This is a genomic window from Neptuniibacter sp. PT8_73, assembly GCF_047778045.1.
Lineage (GTDB): Bacteria > Pseudomonadota > Gammaproteobacteria > Pseudomonadales > Balneatricaceae > Neptuniibacter.
In genome coordinates this window covers 2,630,815-2,648,604 of sequence record NZ_CP180545.1, presented here as the reverse complement: position 1 = coordinate 2,648,604, position 17,790 = coordinate 2,630,815, and the positions used below count along the sequence as shown (strand labels likewise).

Sequence of the window (17,790 nt, the reverse complement as noted above, 5' to 3'; positions counted from 1 at the left end):
TGGGAATCCTGTCTATATTCAACTACGAATATAGTGGATTTAGCCCTTATCCCTAGTCCAATTTTCCGCTAGAATCGGTTCCTATTACCTTATAAAAATAGAACCCTGTTCACGGGTTTAAAGACCGCGGATTAACGCTGAATGCTGTTTAATAAACTTCCTGATAACTTGTTTTTGCCTTTATCCGGGCAGAATCGACAGGTTTATCAGGCTGTACTTATCTCATTGGCCGACCTGTTCTTTGATGAAGATTTGGTTGACCCGTTTGTACCTAAGGATTTGGTACGTTCAACGATCGAAGGGGCGGTAATTCGTCTAGGTGTTCGCCGTTGGGAACCAGAAGAGGATGATTCTGAAGAGGATCAGCAAGAGCCTCCTCGTTCAACTGCCGAATATACCAGTCGCATCTATCGTCGCTTGGTTTCTACTGGGTGGTTGGAAGAAGAGCAGCGTATTTACCGCAGTTATGTCCTGCTATCTCCTGCGAATAGCTTCCTGTTACGTACTCTTGTTTCGATTGCGAACCTAGAGAAGCGTAGCTACGGCGGTGCGGTTCTTAACGTATTGAGTTCGTTAGAATCTGCGATTAATGATCCGCAAGGGCGCGGTATTACGCTATCGGAAGCGGCTCAAACAGCGGCTGATTTCAGCGCCCACCTTACAGATATGATGCTTGGCCTGCGTGAGCTCAAGATCAATCTGTCGCAAACTAATAACCCGCAAGAGATTGTTCGTAACTTCTTTGATCGATTCGTAGAGCATATTTTGGTTTCAGATTATAAAACCCTGAAAACCAAAAATAACCCGTTCCGATTCCGTCAACAGATTCTATCTCTATTGCGAGAGTTGCAGTTTGATACAGTCAAACTGGAACAGTTGATCATGCACTATCAAGAGCAGTTTGAAGTTGATATTCATGATGCTGAAGCGCGCGTGCATCAACATATCAACCGTATTATCCGTATCTTCGAATCAGTGGATCAGCGTTTAGCGATCATTGACGATTTCCGCTACAAGCTGGAAAAACGAGTATCCGATACTGTTCGCTACATGGATAAAACGACACCGGGTATGGCTTCGCGTCTATCCCGTGTAATTGCTCAAATTAGCGAAAAAGATGGCCGCGAAATCCCACGTATTCAAACGTTGGATACAGTCGGTTTCCTTGCGCCGGGTAGTGTTCGTGCGCCGGTTAAGCGTCGCAGCATTGCAGAACCTCAAGTTATTACGCGCAAAGAGATCGATCCAAAAGTTCTGCAGCTTCGCCAACTCTTTAAGGAATACAAAGAGCGTCGTGAAGTTAAAGTTGATCGTATAGAAGCGTATTTAGAGCGCCATTTGATTGGCCGCGAAAAGATCAATGCCTCTGATTTCGAGATCAGCTCGATCGAAGATTACATCTGCTTTAGTTATGTCCGCCACCTGAAATCATTAGGTAAGAAAGCGCGTAAGACGAGCGAGCAGTATGAGATTAAATTCCAGGAAAATTACGTGAACGTTGCCGACATGGTTGAGTGTCGTGATTTTTATATAACTAGAAAAGATCATTCAAAGGAAGTTTCAAATGCTAGGTGATCTGCAGAAAATTATCGGTCGCAGCGATCAGTATCAAGCCAGCGATTTTAGCCGTGCGGCTAACCAACTGCTGACCAATCAGTTCTTATATGCGGAGCGTCCTGGGCACCGTGAAAGCTATTTTCTAGTTGCTTCGCATGTAGACTACTTTACTAATCTTTTTGAAGCGATCGGCTGGTCTTTTATCCATCAGCCTGATGAAGCTTATATGGGTATCATCCCTAAAGGTGAAGAGCGCTTTATGCGTTTACGCTTGGATGAATCCTTGTTGCTGCTTTGCATTCGTCAGCAGTATGAGCAGCGTTTAGAAAGTTTCGAAGTGGAAGCAGGGCAAGCATATACCAGCACTGATGAACTGCTTACGGTTTATGAAAACCTAACCCGTAAAGAGATTCCAAACGAAACGCGTTTGAAAGAGATCCTTTCTTTGTTCTCTCGACATGGTGTTATCGAACGCGGTAAACCTGATGAGATGGAACCTAAGAATATCCCGCTTAAGATCAATCCAGTAATCCGCCAGGTTGTGGTTGAAGACTTTATCCGTCAGCTTGAAGGCCTTTGTGAGTCCAACGAGCAAGATGGTGAAGTTGTATTGGATATGGATGAAGTCGCGGAAGCAGCGGTAGAGCCTGCTGAAGAAAACAACGAAGATGTCTCAGAAACAAAAGTCGAAGCAGAAGTAGAAGCTGCTGACGAAACATCTGAAGAGCCAAGCGAAGCAGTCGCTGAAACGGCAGAAAAAGAAGAGGTACCAGCTGAATGAAGCAGCTAAATCGTATTATTCTGGTTAACTGGTACGTTCTTGGTGCTGTAGAGATACCGATTAAAGGTAACGTTGCGGTTGTAGGTCCAAACGGTTCTGGTAAATCATCGCTGTTGGATGCGATCCAAACAGTATTGATGGGTGGTAACAAACGTCACTTGAGCTTCAACGCATCGGCGGGTGAAAAGAGTGAGCGTAGCCTACGTACATACTGTCTAGGTTTCCTTGATGATGATGGTAAAAAGAATACTGCACGTCATGATTCACTTTGTTATTTGGCATTGAGTTTTTTCGATACAGAAACGGCTAAAGAGACGACGGTTGGTGTAGCGATTAGTGCATCTACTGCGTCTGCTGATGAAGATGTTCTAGGTCGTTTTATTCTTCCAGATTGCTCTGTATCTCTAGATGACTTTACCGAGAAAACAGGTGAAGGCCGTCTACCTAAAGCGTGGGATCAAGTTCGCGATCATCTCTACAAGCAGTGCCCAGAAATGATTCTGGAGAAGCGTTCTAGCCGTTTTGTTCGTGAATTGGTAACGCACCTAAGTTACGACCCAGAGATGCCGAACGATGACGATAAGTTTGTTAAGAACTTTAAGAACGCGCTTAAGTTCGTGCCAATCGATAGCCCAACACGCTTTATCCGTGAGTTCGTCCTAGACGAAAACATTGTCCATGTTGGTGCATTCCGTAAGTCTCTTGATGAATACCGCGCGATGGAAACTAAGACGCGCGAAGTAGCGAACCGCATCGGTGAACTAGAGAAGGTACAAGAGCTTTGTAACGGTATTCAGCGCAATGTGAAAAACGCTGCTGAATACGAGTGGGTTGTTCACGAAACAAGATTTGAAAATGCAGACCTTAAAAAAGAGGATGCTGCAGAGCGCTTGGAAGATAACCAAGCGAAAGAGGAACAGGTACAGGTAGATCTGGAGAAGAAAAGTGAAGAACTCAACCAGATTATGCAGAACTTGGCCGAAGCCCGTGCAGAGCTAAATACCTCTGATTCAGCTCATAAAGTTAAGGCGCTTGAGTCGTCTATCACTGCTAAAACTCACGAAGTTAATGTTGTGAAAGAGCGCATCCAAGGCGTTTATAACTTGATGCGCACTACCGTAGGTTTTGCTGAAAACAGCGAACTGCTTCCTGAGAAGTTCCGTCCTGTTGTTGAACAGTGTGTAGAACAGTGGCGCTCGGGTCAGGACATTATGGCGGATCTATGGCCACAATCTCCTGTAGAAGTTGATAACGTTTTAGAAAGCCTAAAACTTCAGGTTGAAGGTGTTCGCCGTGATATCGCACGTCGTTACGAGCACTCGGTAATTCGTATCAATGAGCTACGTTCTGAAATTCAGAACCAGAAGAGTGCCGTTGAAGCGCTAAAACAAGGTCATGCTCCGGTACGTCGTAATACCCGTGAATTGATGGAATTGCTGCAAGAGTACGGCATTGAATCTACGCCGATCTGTGAACTAGCTGATATCAATGATGACAAATGGCGTATTGCGATTGAGTCTTTCTTAGGTGCTCGTCGTGAAGCACTAATTGTCGATCCAGATCGTGTGAAAGAAGCGATCACGCTATACCGTCGTAAAGGTCGCCACCTTAAAGGTTGTCGTATCGTTAATACGACCAAATCTGGTGACTGGCTAAACCGTTATAAAGCGGGTTCATTGGCTTATTTCATCGATACTGAAAATGATCATGCTCGTGCCTATATGAACCGTGCACTAGGCGGCGTGATGGCGGTTGAGACAGAAACCGAACTACTGCGTCACGAGCGTGCATTAACTTATGACTGCATGTTGCAGACAGAAGGTTCGACAACGGCGATCAACGAACAGCAGCCTATTATGGGTATTCGTCGTCGTTCTGACCAAGCTGCGCTTCAAGGTAAGCAGGTTGATCAGCTAGTATCTGAATTCACGCAGCTGGGTAAAAATCACGATACATTGGAAAAACTACGTGATGCGTTAATTACGCTGAACAACGGTTTAGACAATGTGAACGAACGTGTATTCGACTTGGTTAACCAACGCGAACAGCTTGATACTGAGATCGAAGGTCAGCGTCAGGCGATCACCGATCTACGTAACCAAGATGACACGGGCGTTCAGCAGCGTATCGCTGATCTGGTTGCCGAGCAGAAGTCTACTGAACAGATGCAACGAAGCTTGATGGATAAGCTGCAGAAAGTACGAACGTCCATCATCAAAGACACGGCTGCGCTAGAAGTATTCGACCAAGAGCTAGAAGAGCACGCAACTGCTCGTACTACTTGTGAAGAGAAGGGCGAGTTTGATGCACAATCGGCACAGGAAAAACGCGACTACCTAGATGAATCATGCTCTGGCGAACTAGAGCGAATTATCTTTGAAGCAGCGAAGAAGGCTCAGTCCGAATTGTCTCTGCACGAGAAGAAGAAAAATGCCGTACGTGATGGCGTTGCTCAATACAAAGCCAAATACCATGGCGGTGGCTTAAGCCATCAGCAGCTAGATAAAGTAACACCAGATTCTACTCATGAAGAGCTATCTGCATTTGTAGATGAAACTGTACAAGCACTTAAAGATTCTGAGCTGGCTAACTACAGTCAGAAAGCAGAGCGTGCGCGTCTGGAAGCAGAAACTGCATTTAGATCTGACTTTGTTGCGCACTTGAACGATCAGATCAACAAGATCAAAGATCTTATACGTGAGCTTAACCAGCATCTTAAAGGTCGTCCGTTCCATAAAGAGATGTACAGCTTTGACATGATGCCTAACCCAGAATTGAAAGATATTCTGGAACTGGTAGAAGCTTATACTCAGATGGATTCAGCGAACGTTGGTTCTCTATTTGATCTGAAATTCGATAGCGATAAGCCTCACAAAGATGCACTGGCGAAGATTCACGAAGTGCTGAAAGATGAAGGCGAGAGCAGCTTGTTGCAGGATTACCGTAACTTCTACAACTTCGAATTGGTTGTAAAAGATCTCGACGGGAACCGTAAAACAACGCTAACTCAGCGCATCAAAACCGGTTCCGGTGGTGAGCACCAAGTACCGTTCTACGTGGCTATTGCTGCAGCCCAAGCTGCAACATACCGACTACGAGAAGGTAATGATGGCAACCCACTAGGTGGTATGAGCCTGTCTGTATTCGATGAAGCCTTCAACAAGCTGGATTCTGAGAACACAGTAACTTCACTTGGTTTCATGAGCGATCTTGGTTTGCAGACAATTATCGCTGCACCGGATGAGAAGTACTCACTACTAAGTTCTTGTATGGATACCATCATCAACGTTTGTCGTGATGGTCGTATCGTAGACTTGGATGTTGAGTTCCCAACGCTTCAAGGGCGTGAACTTCTAAACTCTGACAACCCACTAAAAATGATGGCTGAGTTAGAAGCAGAAGATCAAGGCGAGCAGGCGCTTGAGCCAGAACCGGCTTAATCCTCTCGGAACAAAAAAAGGCGCTTCTGCGCCTTTTTTATTGGCTGGAATTTACTAAAGAAAATTAGCTAGATGTCTTTAAACGTGGTTTTGGCCAAGCAAGCTTAGGGATCAGACTGATAAATGGCTGCTTGCCGCGGAAAATATGCAACCGACCTTTATGTACCTGACCGATGCATTGCTCAACAGGGTCGAGTAAAATCATCATAATCGTACTGATGCTCGGCGGCGGAGCCCCGGCATTTTGCTTACTGCCCGGTAGAGCTTTAACTTCATTTTGAAGACTAGAGAACTGCTGATGGCTAATGAGTTTTGCCAACGACTGAGCGTCCCATATATCAGGCTGCGCCATTAAGGGCTCAAGTAAACCGAGCGTATTTGGAGATACAAGGCAGCGCTCACGGCTAAAGTACTTTCGAACACTCAGATCGGTATGCACTTTAAGCAGAGAGTTATCGCGAACATTACTGTCGAACGCCATCTGCTCCAGACCGGTCAAAATCGCATTTAGATCCCAATTACAGCCTTTAATTAAGCGCCAGACGGGTTCCATGCTCGTACGCGAACCTAGGCTGTATTTAACCGCATCATGAATCAGTGTGTCTTTAGGTAGAAGGGTGATCTTTAGGAAAGTCGTCTGAAAATCTACAAGACATTCAGGGCTTTCAATAAAGCAATATGGCAGTTCACGGCGGCAGAACGCCATCCACTGATCGCGCGAGTTAAGTTGTTGTAATACAGGAATAATCACAGAATTAACTCAATAAAACAGTTTCGTTCGACTAGCCAAAGGTAGTAAGCTAAAAAGCTACCTCAACAGAGGGTAAACTTCATCTCTTTACCCCTATCAGGTGATCAATCAACTGTTATGATGGGTCTAATAATTTATAGCCCGAGTATAACCAAAGCTAAGGATAAGAACCATGAAGTTGCTTAACCGTTCAGCATTTGTTGTTTTACCGCGACAGCCATTTGCAGACTGGACTAATAGTTTAGATGTAGATGCCGACGGTTTACACCAGTGCTTAACTCTAGACGAGCAGCGTAGGGAAGGCACCGTTTATCTTGTCGATGAAGTCAGCACTGAAGAGGATTTCTCCAAAGCGCTGGAATCCCATTGGCAGTCTATTTTCGAAAGCGAGCTTTCCGCTTGGGATGAGTTGGGTGATCATTGGCCGCGTGAAATTAGCTTTGCTAACTTTCAAGAATGGTTTGATGTCTATCCGCAAATCATGGCTTTGGATTTAGCTAAACAGCCGTTAATGATGGCCAATTTGGAAGATGTATAGCCGCGTTAGTTAAGGGCTTTTGGAGATTTTATGGAGCAGATTGTTAACCCTCATGGACTGAAAATGCACCCAATGCGGGAGCGTTTGTACAGTGAATTACACTCGCGCCCGTTTCAGGTTATCCCTAGTCCGGCTCGTATTACCCATCTAGCAGTGATGTGTAATCCTGAAGAGAGCAAACAGCAGTTTGCGCACCTGCAGGAGTTGTTTAAGCATTTTGGGGTTGAGCCACCTGAAGTTGATGAACTTTGTTACCACGCGGACTTCGGTAATCTACGAATGCGCCGTGAAAAGCACATGGAGTTCACTACTTATACCTTTATCAATACAGGTATAGAGCAGGGCGGTAACCCATTTGAAGTCACTGGACTAACACCGCTACCGGAAGGTTGGCTTGCTGACATTCCAGGTACTGTGATGTCGGCCTTCCACGTTTCTGTAGAAGATGCGCGACAAACACATGAGTTGAATCTGCCATTAGTAAAACGCTTCTTCGAAGGCATGCGCCTAGTCGGTAGTAGTCCGCAAAATGGCGATGCCCGCGTTTGGACGACCTTCCAGATGCACAGTGATGGCTTCGGTCGTTTCCTGATCTACAACAAGCAGATGAGTGATAGCCAGTTAGGTCGATTAACTCAGCGTATCATGGAGATTGAGACCTACCGTTTGATGGCATTGCTTTCATTGCCGACTGCGCGAGAGATCAATCCAACGCTTGGCGATATGGACCAAAAGCTGGCTGATATTACCGATCATCTAGCCCACAGTGGTGATATCGATGAGCAGGAATTGCTGTTCCGCCTTACCGATATGGCATCTTGGGTGGAAGACTGCAGAGCACGAGCAACCTTTAGATTCAGTGCAACGTATGCCTACCACGATCTGGTTATTAAACGCCTAGAAGAGCTGCGAGAAGATGAAGTCTCTGGTCACTTAACTATTACCGAGTTTATGACCCGTCGTTTAACTCCCGCGGTTAAAACTTGTCGTGCGACCAGTAATCGTCTTGAGGATCTATCCCGTCGTATCGACCGTGTTGCAGAGATGATGCGTACACGCGTAGAGCTATCGATCCAATCGCAAAACCAAGAGCTGTTGGCTTCTATGGATCAGCGCTCTAAAGTTCAATTAATGATGCAACATACGGTAGAAGGCCTATCCGTAGCAGCAATCAGTTACTACACTATTGGTTTAATTAAATACCTATTAGATGCCGTGTATAACTCTGGTGTAGATCTGAACAAAGATCTGATTTTAGGTATCTCGGTACCTGTTGTAATCGGCGCTGTTGCATTAACGACACGTAAAATCCATCGACACTTCTTGAAAATGGCGACAGAAGAAGTGGAAAGAATGGATGAAAGTAAAAAGAGTAAAAAATGAGTATTGAAGCGGTAATTAGAAATCGACTAGAAGATGGCCTAGCTATTGAGCATCTTGTTATAGAAAACGAGAGCCACATGCATTCTGGTCCAGCTACGGACTCGCATTTTAAAGTAACCGTTGTGTCGGATGACTTTGCGGGCAAGCGAAAAGTACAGCGTCACCAGCTGATATTTAGCTTCCTATCTGATCGGATGAATAATCCTATCCATGCACTGTCGATGCACTTATTCACTCAGCAAGAGTGGCACGACAGAGGGCAGGCGGTTGCGCCATCACCTAAATGTTTAGGTGGCTCTAAAGCAGATAAATAACAAAAGCGACTTCGGTCGCTTTTTTATTTTTGACCGACTGGAAGGTCTGAAGATATCTCTAAAATTCCCTAAAAGTAGCACTATCTCTCAATGGAATAACCCTATATATTCTAATGTTAGATATTTGAAATATAAGAATAAATAGCCATTGAGATGTAACAGGGGCTGCGATGAAAAATAACCAACCCGTTAATAACACTGAGCGTAAATTCAGTAACGATACGCCGCTGATTTCCACCACGGATTTAAAAGGCCAGATAACATTTGTAAACGACGCCTTTGTGGATATATCAGGTTTTACTCGGGATGAGTTAATTGGTAGGTCTCATAATGTTGTTCGACATCCTGATGTCCCACCACCGGTTTTTGGCGACCTGTGGTCTAAGTTAAAAGAGAATAAGCCTTGGATCGGTATAGTTAAAAACCGTTGTAAGGATGGCTCTTACTACTGGGTAAATGCTTATGTGACTCCGATTGTGGAGTCCGGGCGAACAATCGGTTATCAATCTGTTCGAACAGTGCCTACCTCCGGTCAAGTTTCTCGCGCTAACGATGTTTATAGTCGACTGAATAACAACAGTCGTCGTATCTCGATGCACGATATGTCTATTCAGACCAAGATCATCATTATGTTGTTGTTAGCGGTGCTTATTCCTATGGGCGCAGGCTACTTCACACAGTGGTCTCCGATGATCACAATGGGAGCAGGCCTAGGTGCTTTTATTTTATGTGCAGGCTTGTCCTATCACTGGTTAGGCCCTCTAAGGTACCTACAGTCCCGGGCTAAGCGCATGTTGGATTCAAAAGTACTCGAAGAGATGTACGCAAACTCCGTGAGTGAAGTGGGTTCGATCTATCTGGGTACTATGGTTGATCAAGCAAGAATCCGCTCAGCCAATGCCCGTGTTACTTATTCGGCCAAAGAGCTGAATCAACAGGGTGAAGATACGATCGGTATTGCGCGTCAGGCCAATCAAGCGATCGAACGTCAGAGCTTAGAAATTGAAGATGTTTCAGCGCATATCCAAAACCTTTCTATTGCTATTGAAGAGGTGGCGCAGCATGCAAGAACCACTTCCGAAGAAACTAAACAAGCGACCAATACAGCTGATCAAGGTCACTCGATTGTAAAAGGCACAATCGATGCGATTCACCACCTTGCAGATAATGTTGAGCAAGCGGCTCAGCAGATTGATAGCTTGCGCAAAGCTACTGAAGAGATCGCGAGTAAGACCTCAGTAATCTCCGAGATAGCCGATCAAACCAACCTGTTGGCATTGAACGCGGCGATCGAGGCAGCGCGTGCCGGTGAGCAGGGGCGTGGATTCGCCGTTGTTGCGGATGAAGTACGAGAGCTAGCTAAACGTACTCAGCTGTCTACTAAAGAGATCGATACTACGATCGCAGAGCTTCAGGGGGAAGCTGCTCAGGCGATGTCGATGATGGAGAAAAGTCAGGATTCAGCAAAAGGCTGTGTTGATAAAGCCGGTGAAGCGGGTTCTGCGCTGCAAGAGATTATGTCTGGTGTAGGTAGTATTGATGATATGAGTACCATGATCGCCGCTGCATCATCTCAGCAAAGTAATGCTGCGGAAGAATTAAAGCAAAACATCATGTCTATTCAGGAAGCCGCGCAAGTTGCCCAGTTGGCTGCTCAAGCCACAGAGCGATCTTCTGTAGATCTTGCTGATACCTCCAAAACGATTGTCCAGAGTGTAAGTGTTTAAGCTCAATCCGAATTGAAAAAGGCTGCGTCAGCAGCCTTTTTTGTGTCTCTAATCTTGCTCTAAACAAGGATTGGTTAGATCAGATCTTTGGTTTCCAAATTTAACAGGTAGCTCTTATTCTCAAGCCCACCGGCGTAACCTGTTAAATTACCATTACTGCCCAATACACGATGACAAGGGATAATAATGGGGATTGGGTTGCGGTTGTTTGCCATCCCTATAGCTCTAGCTGCTTTCGGGTTGCCTATTTTCTTAGCGACTTCACCATAGCTACAGGTCTTACCGTAAGGGATATCGTTCAATGCATTCCACACGGATTGCTGAAACTTTGTGCCATTAGGTGCTAATGGAACATCAAACCTTACGCGCTTTCCTGCAAAGTATTCGCTTAGTTCAGAGACGCACTGATTGGTTAACGCATTGCCCAATAGCTCAGGCACTGTTTCATTATCTTGTAGGAAATGAATCGAGGTAATAGCACTGTTGTTGGCTTTAATAAGCAGAGAGCCTAATGCGGTGTTCATGATTGCTGCATACATTGTCTTATCCTCCGCTTCAGGGAACCAATATTTAGGACTTGTTCGTTGGTTCTATATTTCTTTTTATAGTTTGGAACCTGTATTGATGTCCGTCAATGCTTTGTGGTCCTCAGAGGAGGAGACTGAAGTCAAAGAGATAAGAAAGAACGATTAAGGGGAACATCAAATGCCTATTGAACATCATGATTTGATTCACGAATTTCCAGAGCACCGTGACCGTATTCACAATCTAAAAATGGAAGATGCACACTTTGCTCGCTTATTCGATGAGTACCATCAGGTGACAAAAGATGTTGAGCGAATGGAATCTGAGGTTGAGCCGGTATGCACTCAAACTGAAGAAGCAGCCAAGTTTAAGCGCCTTAAGTTAAAAGATAAGCTTTACAAAATGCTACAAGCATAACCGCTAAGCCTATTTAGAAAACCCGCAGATATTGCGGGTTTTTTTTGCTCTATCTAATCTAGATCGAGGTTTAGCGAGTACAATTTAGTTATTACTGAGTTTGCGTAAAAAGGATAGTTTGTGAAGCCGTACTACAGTTGGCGATATATCTTAAAGGTGGCATCCGAGCATAAAGCGGAGCTGATTAAAGCGAACATTATCGCTTTTTTTGCCGCTTTGGTTTCTGTTCCGCTACCATTGTTTATGCCATTGTTGGTTGATGAAGTTCTGTTAGATCAACCTGGGTTTATTGTCGAAACTGTCGGTCCTATGTTCCCGCCTGAATGGCATGGGCCAGTGCTGTTTATCGGTGTGATTCTGTTTGTCACTCTGTTTTTACGTTTAGTCGCGCTGATGATGAATGTTTGGCAGGCCCGCCAATTCAGCATTATCTCCAAAGATGTCACTTATCGGATTCGGGTTGGCTTATTAGAGCGGCTTAAGAAAATCTCAATGGCCGCATACGAAACTGTTGGCAGCGGTGCGGTTTCATCTCACTTTGTGACCGATCTAGATACTGTAGATCGCTTTATCGGTAGCTCGCTCAGTCGTTTACTAATTGCATCCCTATCTATCTTAGGTACTGCCATTATTTTGCTGTGGATGCACTGGCAGCTTGCCCTGTTTATCTTGTTTCTTAATCCGGTGGTGATCTATTGCACTACCATGGTTGCCAAACGGGTTAAGCACCTTAAAGGTCAGGAAAATAAAGCGTTTGAGGTGTTCCAATCGGCATTAACCGAGACCTTGGACAATATCCAACAGCTGCGTGCCTGTAACCGCGAGCAACATTATCTCAAAGGGCTGATCGCAGAAGCCAAAACCGTACGCGATCATTCAACCGCATTTGAATGGAAAAGCGATGCGGCCAATCGCTTAAGCTTTGTCTTGTTCATGATAGGGGTTGATCTCTTTAGAGCGGTTTCCATGCTTATGGTGGTGTTCTCCGATCTGACCATTGGTGAGATGATGGCTGTGTTTGGTTATCTCTGGTTTATGATGGCACCAGTGCAAGAGATTCTAGGCATCCAATACAGCTATTACGCTGCTAAAGCTGCTCTGCAGCGGATTAACAATTTGGCAGACTTTAAAGAGGAACCGCAGTACCCAGCCAAGGTTAATCCATTTGAAGGTAAGAAGACCGTCGCGGTTAAGTTACAAGATATTCACTTCAGTTATGAAACCGGAGTCGAGGTACTCAAAGGCGTCTCGGTGGATATCCCCGCAGGGCAAAAGATTGCATTAGTCGGTGCCAGTGGTGGTGGTAAATCAACCCTAGTACAGGGGCTGTTGGGCTTATACCCAATCGAGAAAGGGGAGATGTTCTTTGACGGTGTCTCGATCAAAGATATAGGTCTTGCTTGCGTTCGAGATAACGTTGCAACTGTACTCCAGCATCCTGCTCTGTTTAATGGTTCTATTCGTAGCAATCTGACCATGGGTAAAAACTATTCAGATGAAGAGCTTTGGAATGCCTTAGATGTAGCCCAGTTAAAACCCTTTGTTGAATCCCTAGAGCAACGATTGGATACGCAGGTTGGACGGCAAGGCGTAAGGCTCTCCGGAGGGCAGCGACAACGTATCGCTATCGCTCGTATGCTATTAAGTGACCCAAAGGTTGTCGTATTAGACGAGGCAACCTCTGCCTTGGATGCAGAGACCGAGCTGAACTTACATCAGGCGTTAAAGAGCTTTTTAAAAGATCGCACTACCATAATTGTGGCTCACCGCTTAAGTGCAGTGAAGCAAGCTGATCATGTCTATGTGTTTGAAGATGGCAAAATCTGCGAGCAGGGCAATCATTCAGAGTTATTACAAAGTAATGGTCTCTACTCTAGGCTCTACGGTGAATATCAATAAACGCTTCGGCTGAGTTGGTTCATTTTAGGTACATGCTAAAGGTGTAAACTCAGTAGTTAATATTTATGGGTCGGCGTGGATCGAATCTGGCTAAAGGCTGTCTATAGGGATAATCAAATATGGAAGGGCAGGCTCGAGTAGGCTATAAAACGGTTTCAGGGTATTAATTGCTAAAATGTAATTGATAGTAGAAAGGGATTTTGGCCCGAACAAATCATCTGATATGAAGATCAGATAAGAGGATACACCTATGAGTAAGTATGCAGTTGTTGTGACAATGCTATGTGCGCTAACACTAAGTGGTTGTGTAAGTAATTTAAGCGGTACAACCTATTCGCGTAGTGAAGCACGCCAAGTTCAGCAAGTTCAGTACGGTGTTGTGCAATCTGCCATTCCTGTCGTTATTGAAGGAACAGGTGGTGTAGTCGGTGGCGCAACAGGTGCTGTAGTGGGTGGCATCGCAGCCAGCAATGTTGGTGGTGGCCGTGGTAAAGATATCGCGACGGTATTAGGCGCCGTTGCTGGTGGTGTCGCAGGTAAAAAAGCAGAAGAGATGCTAACACGTGCACAAGGACAGGAGATCACTGTGCGCTTAGACAATGGCAATATGGTATCTATCGTTCAAGAGATGGACGGTGGACCAGCCTTCGCAGCAGGCGATCGTGTAAGGGTGCTAACCCGTGCAGGTACTGCTCGCGTGACTTACTAAGCCTAAGTTAGCTCTCATTTAAAAAGCCCTTGCTAAATAGCAGGGGCTTTTTTTGATCATACTGTATCGTCTCGAATACAGTATTCACGATGGACTGACTAAAAGCTCAAGTATGTCATGGACATCTATTTCGTGAAGTTGGGCAATCTCGTACAGTGATTTCTCTGGATCCAACTCAGTTATCCCGATAGTTTTTAGTCTGACTAAAAACTCTTCTTGGCTTATATCGAGTATAGGAAGAAGAGTAGAACTCTCTATATTGGTTAGAAGCTGGAAGGATGCTTCTGCTGCATAGATATCATTAAACGAAATAGCATAAAGAAAGATTCCGCTTAAAACTGAAACTACGATAATGAGCAGGGGCGTACTGGAAAAATACTTTATAAAAGGCCGCTTATTGGCATAAATATGTAATGAACTAGCGACTACGAATAAAAGGCTCATCCATTCGTGAGTGGCTCGTATACTGCCTGAGGAAAGCTCGAAAAACATCAGTACGCCAGTGAGCGATGCTATAAAGAATGAGCCGATTGTCAAAGGCGTGTGGATTTGTCTGGAATGCATAGCCTAAGACTCGGCTTCATTGATGTGAACAATGTAACCAAAAATATCGTTTATTTGTTCTACTGTCAGAGCCCCTCTAAATGCCGGCATAACCCCGTCTTGGCTTATATCTCCATCCAAAACTGAATTAATTAATTCAGCTTTAAAACTGAATGGGTCAGTCAATTCCTGGTAGATATTATCGGGCTTGATAGCTATCGCTTTCGACATGATTCCATCCCCCAGCCCCTTTTCACCATGGCACGCAGCGCAATTCATATTGAAGGCCAGTTCGCCTTTAGAGATGTTCGGTGGGCCGTATAGAGAATCGCTGAAATCTTTCATGTAATAGAATTCAGCAAAAGCTAGGCCTGTAAGGCCTATTAGCATTAACAGCTCTTTTTTTGTCATGACTTTCAACGTCCTGAAAGAAACAGTTCTATGTTTAGATGACGCCATATTCTGGCAATAAGGGTATGGTAATTAATGAAACTTAGGAGAGACTTAGGGCGTTAAATAAAGAAAAGCCGCTTATCTTCTTTTGCTGTTAGGCTGGAGTAGGCGGCTAGGTAGCCTAAGATAAAGGCTGCTGATAACGGAATCGCATACCGCCTTGATCAAGGTTTTCCAGAATTAAGCTTCCTCTGTTTTTACGCGAAATTTCTTCGCAGATTGCCAGGCCTAGACCGTTACTTTTATTGGCATGGGACCGACCGCGATGGAACGGTTCAAAGACATGTTTCATTGTTTCGGGATCAATACCTGGACCATTATCATCAACAATAAATACAAGCTGATTATCTTCTTTAAACAATGAAACATTGATTGTCTTCCCTTCCGGAGAATACTCAATGGCATTGCTTATGGCGTTCTGAAAAATATGCCATAAGTGGTTATCCCTATTGGTAATCTGTATAACTTCTATTTTTTCTACCCCAAGATCCTGCTCTTTTCGATCTGCTATGGGGTGCAGGCTGATAACGATATCTTGCAGTAACTCGTTCGCTGAAATGACCTCTTCTCGTGTTGGTGTATCAGCTTGTAATCGGGCTAAGTTCAGCAATTGCTCGACCAGAGACTGTAAGCGGTTTAATCCAGAGCGTAAGTTAGAGGCATCAGCTTGTTTATTATTTTGTAAATTTTCAGCTTGAATGCTTAACCCAGTAACAGGTGTTCTCAACTCGTGCGCAGCATCAGCAATAAAACGCTGTTGGCGTTTGATCCCTTGTTCAACCCTCACCATTAATCGGTTAATAGCATTAATAAATGGCGTTATTTCTTCTGGCACATTTTCGGTGTGTAAACGGGTCAGATCATCACTATCCCGTTGGTTTACCTCTGCGGCTAATTGGTTAATTGGCCGTAACAGCCGTTTGATTATGACCTGAAGCCCAATTAACAAAGATAGGGATAACAGTAACATGGGGACAGCAGAGGCGAGGGCGCTGCTTAAAGCCAACTTTTCACGGATATCCGTCTCTTGGGCAATCGCGTACAACTGATCTTGATGTTGCACTACTAAAATGCGCCAAGTAGCTTCATCAATATCGACATAGCCAAGGCCCGTTTCTAGATCGGTCGGAAATTGTAATGGCTGGGTAACTGATAAGGATTGAACAACTATAGACTCATCATCAAAATCATATCTTAATGACTTTGTGTTAATTGAATTACCTGTTTGTAGCCAAGTAGAGATTTGTTCCAATAGGTCATCTTGGAGCTCTTTTGCTTGGATATATGCGGCAGCAAAAGAGATTAAAGAGCCTGCGACACAAAAGGTGGCGACTAAAATCAGTAACCATTTTCTAAGGTCACGTTGTAAGGATGCATGTTTTAAGGCCGAATGTTTCAAGGCTACACCATCCAACCAAGCCCCCGAATATTCTTAATACTGTCTTTGCCCAATTTTTTACGTAGACCATGAATGATGAACTCAATCGCGTTGCTAGCGATATCATCATCCAAACCATAAACTTTTGATTCTAATTGTTCGCGGTTAAACGTTTGTCCTGCTCGCATCATTAATGTTTCAAGCAAAGCGAATTCTCGGGCAGACAGTTGGTGTGTTTCGCTTTCAACGATGACGGTAGCGTTCTTCACATCTAACTTCATGCTTGAGGTTTCAAGTACTGGCGTACCAGCCCCTTGGTTTCGGCGGCTAATCGCGCGCAAACGTGCTTGTAATTCAGCTATTGAGAAGGGCTTGATGAGATAATCGTCTGCACCTAGGTCCAGTCCATTAATTCTATCGTCGACCCCATCTCGGGCAGTAATGATAATAACCGGGATACCTAAACCCGCTTGACGGATTTGGCGCAAAATTTCGAAACCATCTAGGTCAGGTAACCCTAGGTCAAGTAGCAAGGCGTCATAGTCACCAGATTTAAGTAAGTCCAAAGCGCCTGCACCTTGTTGAATCCATTCAATATTTTGATTGGACTCCAACATGGCTTGGGAAACACCGTGCCCAATAAGCGGATCATCTTCAATTAGCAGCAGTTTCATCTGTTAACCATTCCGTCTCTTTAATCTAGAGCTCATGCTTCTTAACTTATTTTAGAAAGCATTAATCTCAGGATAACTGTATATGTCTAAAACCAACAAACTTATTGGTTGTTAAAGCTTAATTACCTCAAAACCACCGCGCATTAGGCGGTGGTGTTAATTAGATCTAGTTATCATCTTTATCTGATTTACGCAGACTGGACATAAATGCATCAAATTCCTGTTGATCTTCACGACGCTTAGCATCTGCTCTAAACGTTCGGAAAGCATCTTCGCGTCTATTTATCTTTTCTTTCATTCTTCTCATGCTTTCATATTGGGTTTGTTGGAATTCATTGAATACACAGTTGTTAGTGTCTTTGTTTTCAATCGTCGAACGAAAGCGTAAAAGTTGCTGCCATTTCTTTCGAGTCCAACTAGGCAATTCCTGAATAGGATTACCTAATATTGTCCATAGCAAAATTGCTAGCCCTAAGATGGGAAAGACAATAAATCCAAGAACCATTGCAATTATGTTTGCCCAACTCCAGTGACCTTTGCCTTCATCTAACTTTATATTGGTCTCGACACGAGGTTCAGAAGCACCCTCAGCAGCGGAATAATTTGTCGATGACATGACATTTTCCTCTCTATGATCAATTAGAATTTTTATGCTTGGGGGGCCAAGCTCTGAACATAGAGTAATAAATGAAACTTAGATA

General features: G+C 44.4%; 17 protein-coding genes. 10 read left to right on the top strand and 7 right to left on the bottom strand.

Translation table 11 applies throughout. The features are described 5' to 3' along the window. The first annotated feature begins 141 nt into the window (after positions 1-141). Genes ACMXYN_RS11960 through ACMXYN_RS11950 form a run of 3 tightly spaced genes read left to right on the top strand, consistent with a single transcriptional unit; the run spans position 142 to position 5,778 of the window. Complete coding sequence (locus tag ACMXYN_RS11960) at positions 142-1,575, top strand: Wadjet anti-phage system protein JetA family protein (RefSeq protein WP_415892022.1); 1,434 nt, start codon at positions 142-144, stop codon at positions 1,573-1,575. Next, on the top strand, positions 1,565-2,338 hold the full coding sequence (locus ACMXYN_RS11955) for a DUF4194 domain-containing protein (protein WP_415892021.1): 774 nt from the start codon (positions 1,565-1,567) through the stop codon (positions 2,336-2,338). Before ACMXYN_RS11960 ends, ACMXYN_RS11955 begins: the two co-directional genes overlap by 11 nt. Next, positions 2,335-5,778 carry an SbcC/MukB-like Walker B domain-containing protein gene (locus ACMXYN_RS11950; protein WP_415892020.1) on the top strand — a complete coding sequence of 1,148 codons (3,444 nt, stop codon included), beginning with the start codon at positions 2,335-2,337 and terminating at the stop codon, positions 5,776-5,778. Before ACMXYN_RS11955 ends, ACMXYN_RS11950 begins: the two co-directional genes overlap by 4 nt. A 64-nt stretch (positions 5,779-5,842) precedes the next feature. On the opposite strand, the gene ACMXYN_RS11945 is transcribed toward ACMXYN_RS11950, so the two are convergent. Continuing rightward, a complete protein-coding gene (locus ACMXYN_RS11945) occupies positions 5,843-6,529 on the bottom strand; it encodes a hypothetical protein (protein ID WP_415881737.1) in 687 nt (228 codons plus the stop codon). 172 nt (positions 6,530-6,701) lie between these two features. Here ACMXYN_RS11945 and ACMXYN_RS11940 point away from each other — a divergent pair, with 172 nt between their 5' ends. The 4 genes from ACMXYN_RS11940 (at position 6,702) to ACMXYN_RS11925 (ending at position 10,491) form a co-directional block, all read left to right on the top strand. Beyond that, positions 6,702-7,067: a hypothetical protein gene (locus tag ACMXYN_RS11940; RefSeq protein WP_415881736.1), complete on the top strand. Its 366-nt coding sequence runs from the start codon at positions 6,702-6,704 to the stop codon at positions 7,065-7,067. A 30-nt stretch (positions 7,068-7,097) separates the two neighbouring features. Continuing rightward, positions 7,098-8,450 (top strand): DUF3422 family protein, encoded by a 1,353-nt coding sequence (locus ACMXYN_RS11935; RefSeq protein WP_415892019.1) that lies wholly within the window; start codon positions 7,098-7,100, stop codon positions 8,448-8,450. Beyond that, positions 8,447-8,764, top strand: coding sequence for a BolA family protein (locus tag ACMXYN_RS11930; RefSeq protein ID WP_415888644.1), 318 nt, complete (start codon positions 8,447-8,449; stop codon positions 8,762-8,764). The genes ACMXYN_RS11935 and ACMXYN_RS11930 overlap by 4 nt, the downstream gene beginning before the upstream one ends. Positions 8,765-8,934: 170 nt before the next feature. Continuing rightward, entirely contained in the window at positions 8,935-10,491 is a 1,557-nt protein-coding gene (locus ACMXYN_RS11925) for a methyl-accepting chemotaxis protein (protein WP_415892018.1), read from the top strand. Positions 10,492-10,565: 74 nt separating this feature from the next. Here ACMXYN_RS11925 and ACMXYN_RS11920 read toward each other — a convergent pair whose 3' ends face one another. Further along, positions 10,566-11,030 carry a methylated-DNA--[protein]-cysteine S-methyltransferase gene (locus tag ACMXYN_RS11920; protein ID WP_415885195.1) on the bottom strand — a complete coding sequence of 155 codons (465 nt, stop codon included), beginning with the start codon at positions 11,028-11,030 and terminating at the stop codon, positions 10,566-10,568. 166 nt (positions 11,031-11,196) lie between these two features. Here ACMXYN_RS11920 and ACMXYN_RS11915 point away from each other — a divergent pair, with 166 nt between their 5' ends. The 3 genes from ACMXYN_RS11915 (at position 11,197) to ACMXYN_RS11905 (ending at position 14,041) form a co-directional block, all read left to right on the top strand. Continuing rightward, the gene (locus tag ACMXYN_RS11915) at positions 11,197-11,433 is read left to right on the top strand and encodes a YdcH family protein (RefSeq protein ID WP_415881731.1); all 237 of its coding nucleotides are present in this window, start codon (positions 11,197-11,199) and stop codon (positions 11,431-11,433) included. Between the two features lie 120 nt (positions 11,434-11,553). After that, positions 11,554-13,332: an ABC transporter ATP-binding protein gene (locus ACMXYN_RS11910; protein ID WP_415892017.1), complete on the top strand. Its 1,779-nt coding sequence runs from the start codon at positions 11,554-11,556 to the stop codon at positions 13,330-13,332. A 250-nt stretch (positions 13,333-13,582) separates the two neighbouring features. Beyond that, positions 13,583-14,041: a glycine zipper 2TM domain-containing protein gene (locus ACMXYN_RS11905; RefSeq protein WP_415881729.1), complete on the top strand. Its 459-nt coding sequence runs from the start codon at positions 13,583-13,585 to the stop codon at positions 14,039-14,041. 84 nt (positions 14,042-14,125) lie between these two features. On the opposite strand, the gene ACMXYN_RS11900 is transcribed toward ACMXYN_RS11905, so the two are convergent. The 5 genes from ACMXYN_RS11900 to ACMXYN_RS11880 all read right to left on the bottom strand — a co-directional run bounded on the left by ACMXYN_RS11900 (position 14,126) and on the right by ACMXYN_RS11880 (position 17,705). After that, positions 14,126-14,533 carry a hypothetical protein gene (locus ACMXYN_RS11900; RefSeq protein WP_415892016.1) on the bottom strand — a complete coding sequence of 136 codons (408 nt, stop codon included), beginning with the start codon at positions 14,531-14,533 and terminating at the stop codon, positions 14,126-14,128. 75 nt (positions 14,534-14,608) lie between these two features. Then, positions 14,609-14,995, bottom strand: coding sequence for a c-type cytochrome (locus tag ACMXYN_RS11895; protein ID WP_415892015.1), 387 nt, complete (start codon positions 14,993-14,995; stop codon positions 14,609-14,611). 163 nt (positions 14,996-15,158) lie between these two features. Then, positions 15,159-16,436, bottom strand: coding sequence for a sensor histidine kinase (locus ACMXYN_RS11890; protein WP_415892014.1), 1,278 nt, complete (start codon positions 16,434-16,436; stop codon positions 15,159-15,161). Between the two features lie 2 nt (positions 16,437-16,438). Continuing rightward, positions 16,439-17,089, bottom strand: coding sequence for a response regulator (locus ACMXYN_RS11885; RefSeq protein WP_415892013.1), 651 nt, complete (start codon positions 17,087-17,089; stop codon positions 16,439-16,441). 166 nt (positions 17,090-17,255) lie between these two features. Next, the gene (locus ACMXYN_RS11880; RefSeq protein ID WP_415892012.1) at positions 17,256-17,705 is read right to left on the bottom strand and encodes a DUF2852 domain-containing protein; all 450 of its coding nucleotides are present in this window, start codon (positions 17,703-17,705) and stop codon (positions 17,256-17,258) included. Positions 17,706-17,790 lie beyond the last annotated feature (85 nt).

Bases quoted from the DNA above. Each gene is read 5' to 3' on its own strand.
- ACMXYN_RS11960 (WP_415892022.1), top strand. From the start codon at position 142: ATGCTGTTTAATAAACTTCCTGATAACTTGTTTTTGCCTTTATCCGGG.
- ACMXYN_RS11955 (WP_415892021.1), top strand. From the start codon at position 1,565: ATGCTAGGTGATCTGCAGAAAATTATCGGTCGCAGCGATCAGTATCAA.
- ACMXYN_RS11950 (WP_415892020.1), top strand. From the start codon at position 2,335: ATGAAGCAGCTAAATCGTATTATTCTGGTTAACTGGTACGTTCTTGGT.
- ACMXYN_RS11940 (WP_415881736.1), top strand. From the start codon at position 6,702: ATGAAGTTGCTTAACCGTTCAGCATTTGTTGTTTTACCGCGACAGCCA.
- ACMXYN_RS11935 (WP_415892019.1), top strand. From the start codon at position 7,098: ATGGAGCAGATTGTTAACCCTCATGGACTGAAAATGCACCCAATGCGG.
- ACMXYN_RS11930 (WP_415888644.1), top strand. From the start codon at position 8,447: ATGAGTATTGAAGCGGTAATTAGAAATCGACTAGAAGATGGCCTAGCT.
- ACMXYN_RS11925 (WP_415892018.1), top strand. From the start codon at position 8,935: ATGAAAAATAACCAACCCGTTAATAACACTGAGCGTAAATTCAGTAAC.
- ACMXYN_RS11920 (WP_415885195.1), bottom strand. From the start codon at position 11,030: ATGTATGCAGCAATCATGAACACCGCATTAGGCTCTCTGCTTATTAAA.
- ACMXYN_RS11915 (WP_415881731.1), top strand. From the start codon at position 11,197: ATGCCTATTGAACATCATGATTTGATTCACGAATTTCCAGAGCACCGT.
- ACMXYN_RS11905 (WP_415881729.1), top strand. From the start codon at position 13,583: ATGAGTAAGTATGCAGTTGTTGTGACAATGCTATGTGCGCTAACACTA.
- ACMXYN_RS11900 (WP_415892016.1), bottom strand. From the start codon at position 14,533: ATGTTTTTCGAGCTTTCCTCAGGCAGTATACGAGCCACTCACGAATGG.
- ACMXYN_RS11895 (WP_415892015.1), bottom strand. From the start codon at position 14,995: ATGACAAAAAAAGAGCTGTTAATGCTAATAGGCCTTACAGGCCTAGCT.
- ACMXYN_RS11885 (WP_415892013.1), bottom strand. From the start codon at position 17,089: ATGAAACTGCTGCTAATTGAAGATGATCCGCTTATTGGGCACGGTGTT.
- ACMXYN_RS11880 (WP_415892012.1), bottom strand. From the start codon at position 17,705: ATGTCATCGACAAATTATTCCGCTGCTGAGGGTGCTTCTGAACCTCGT.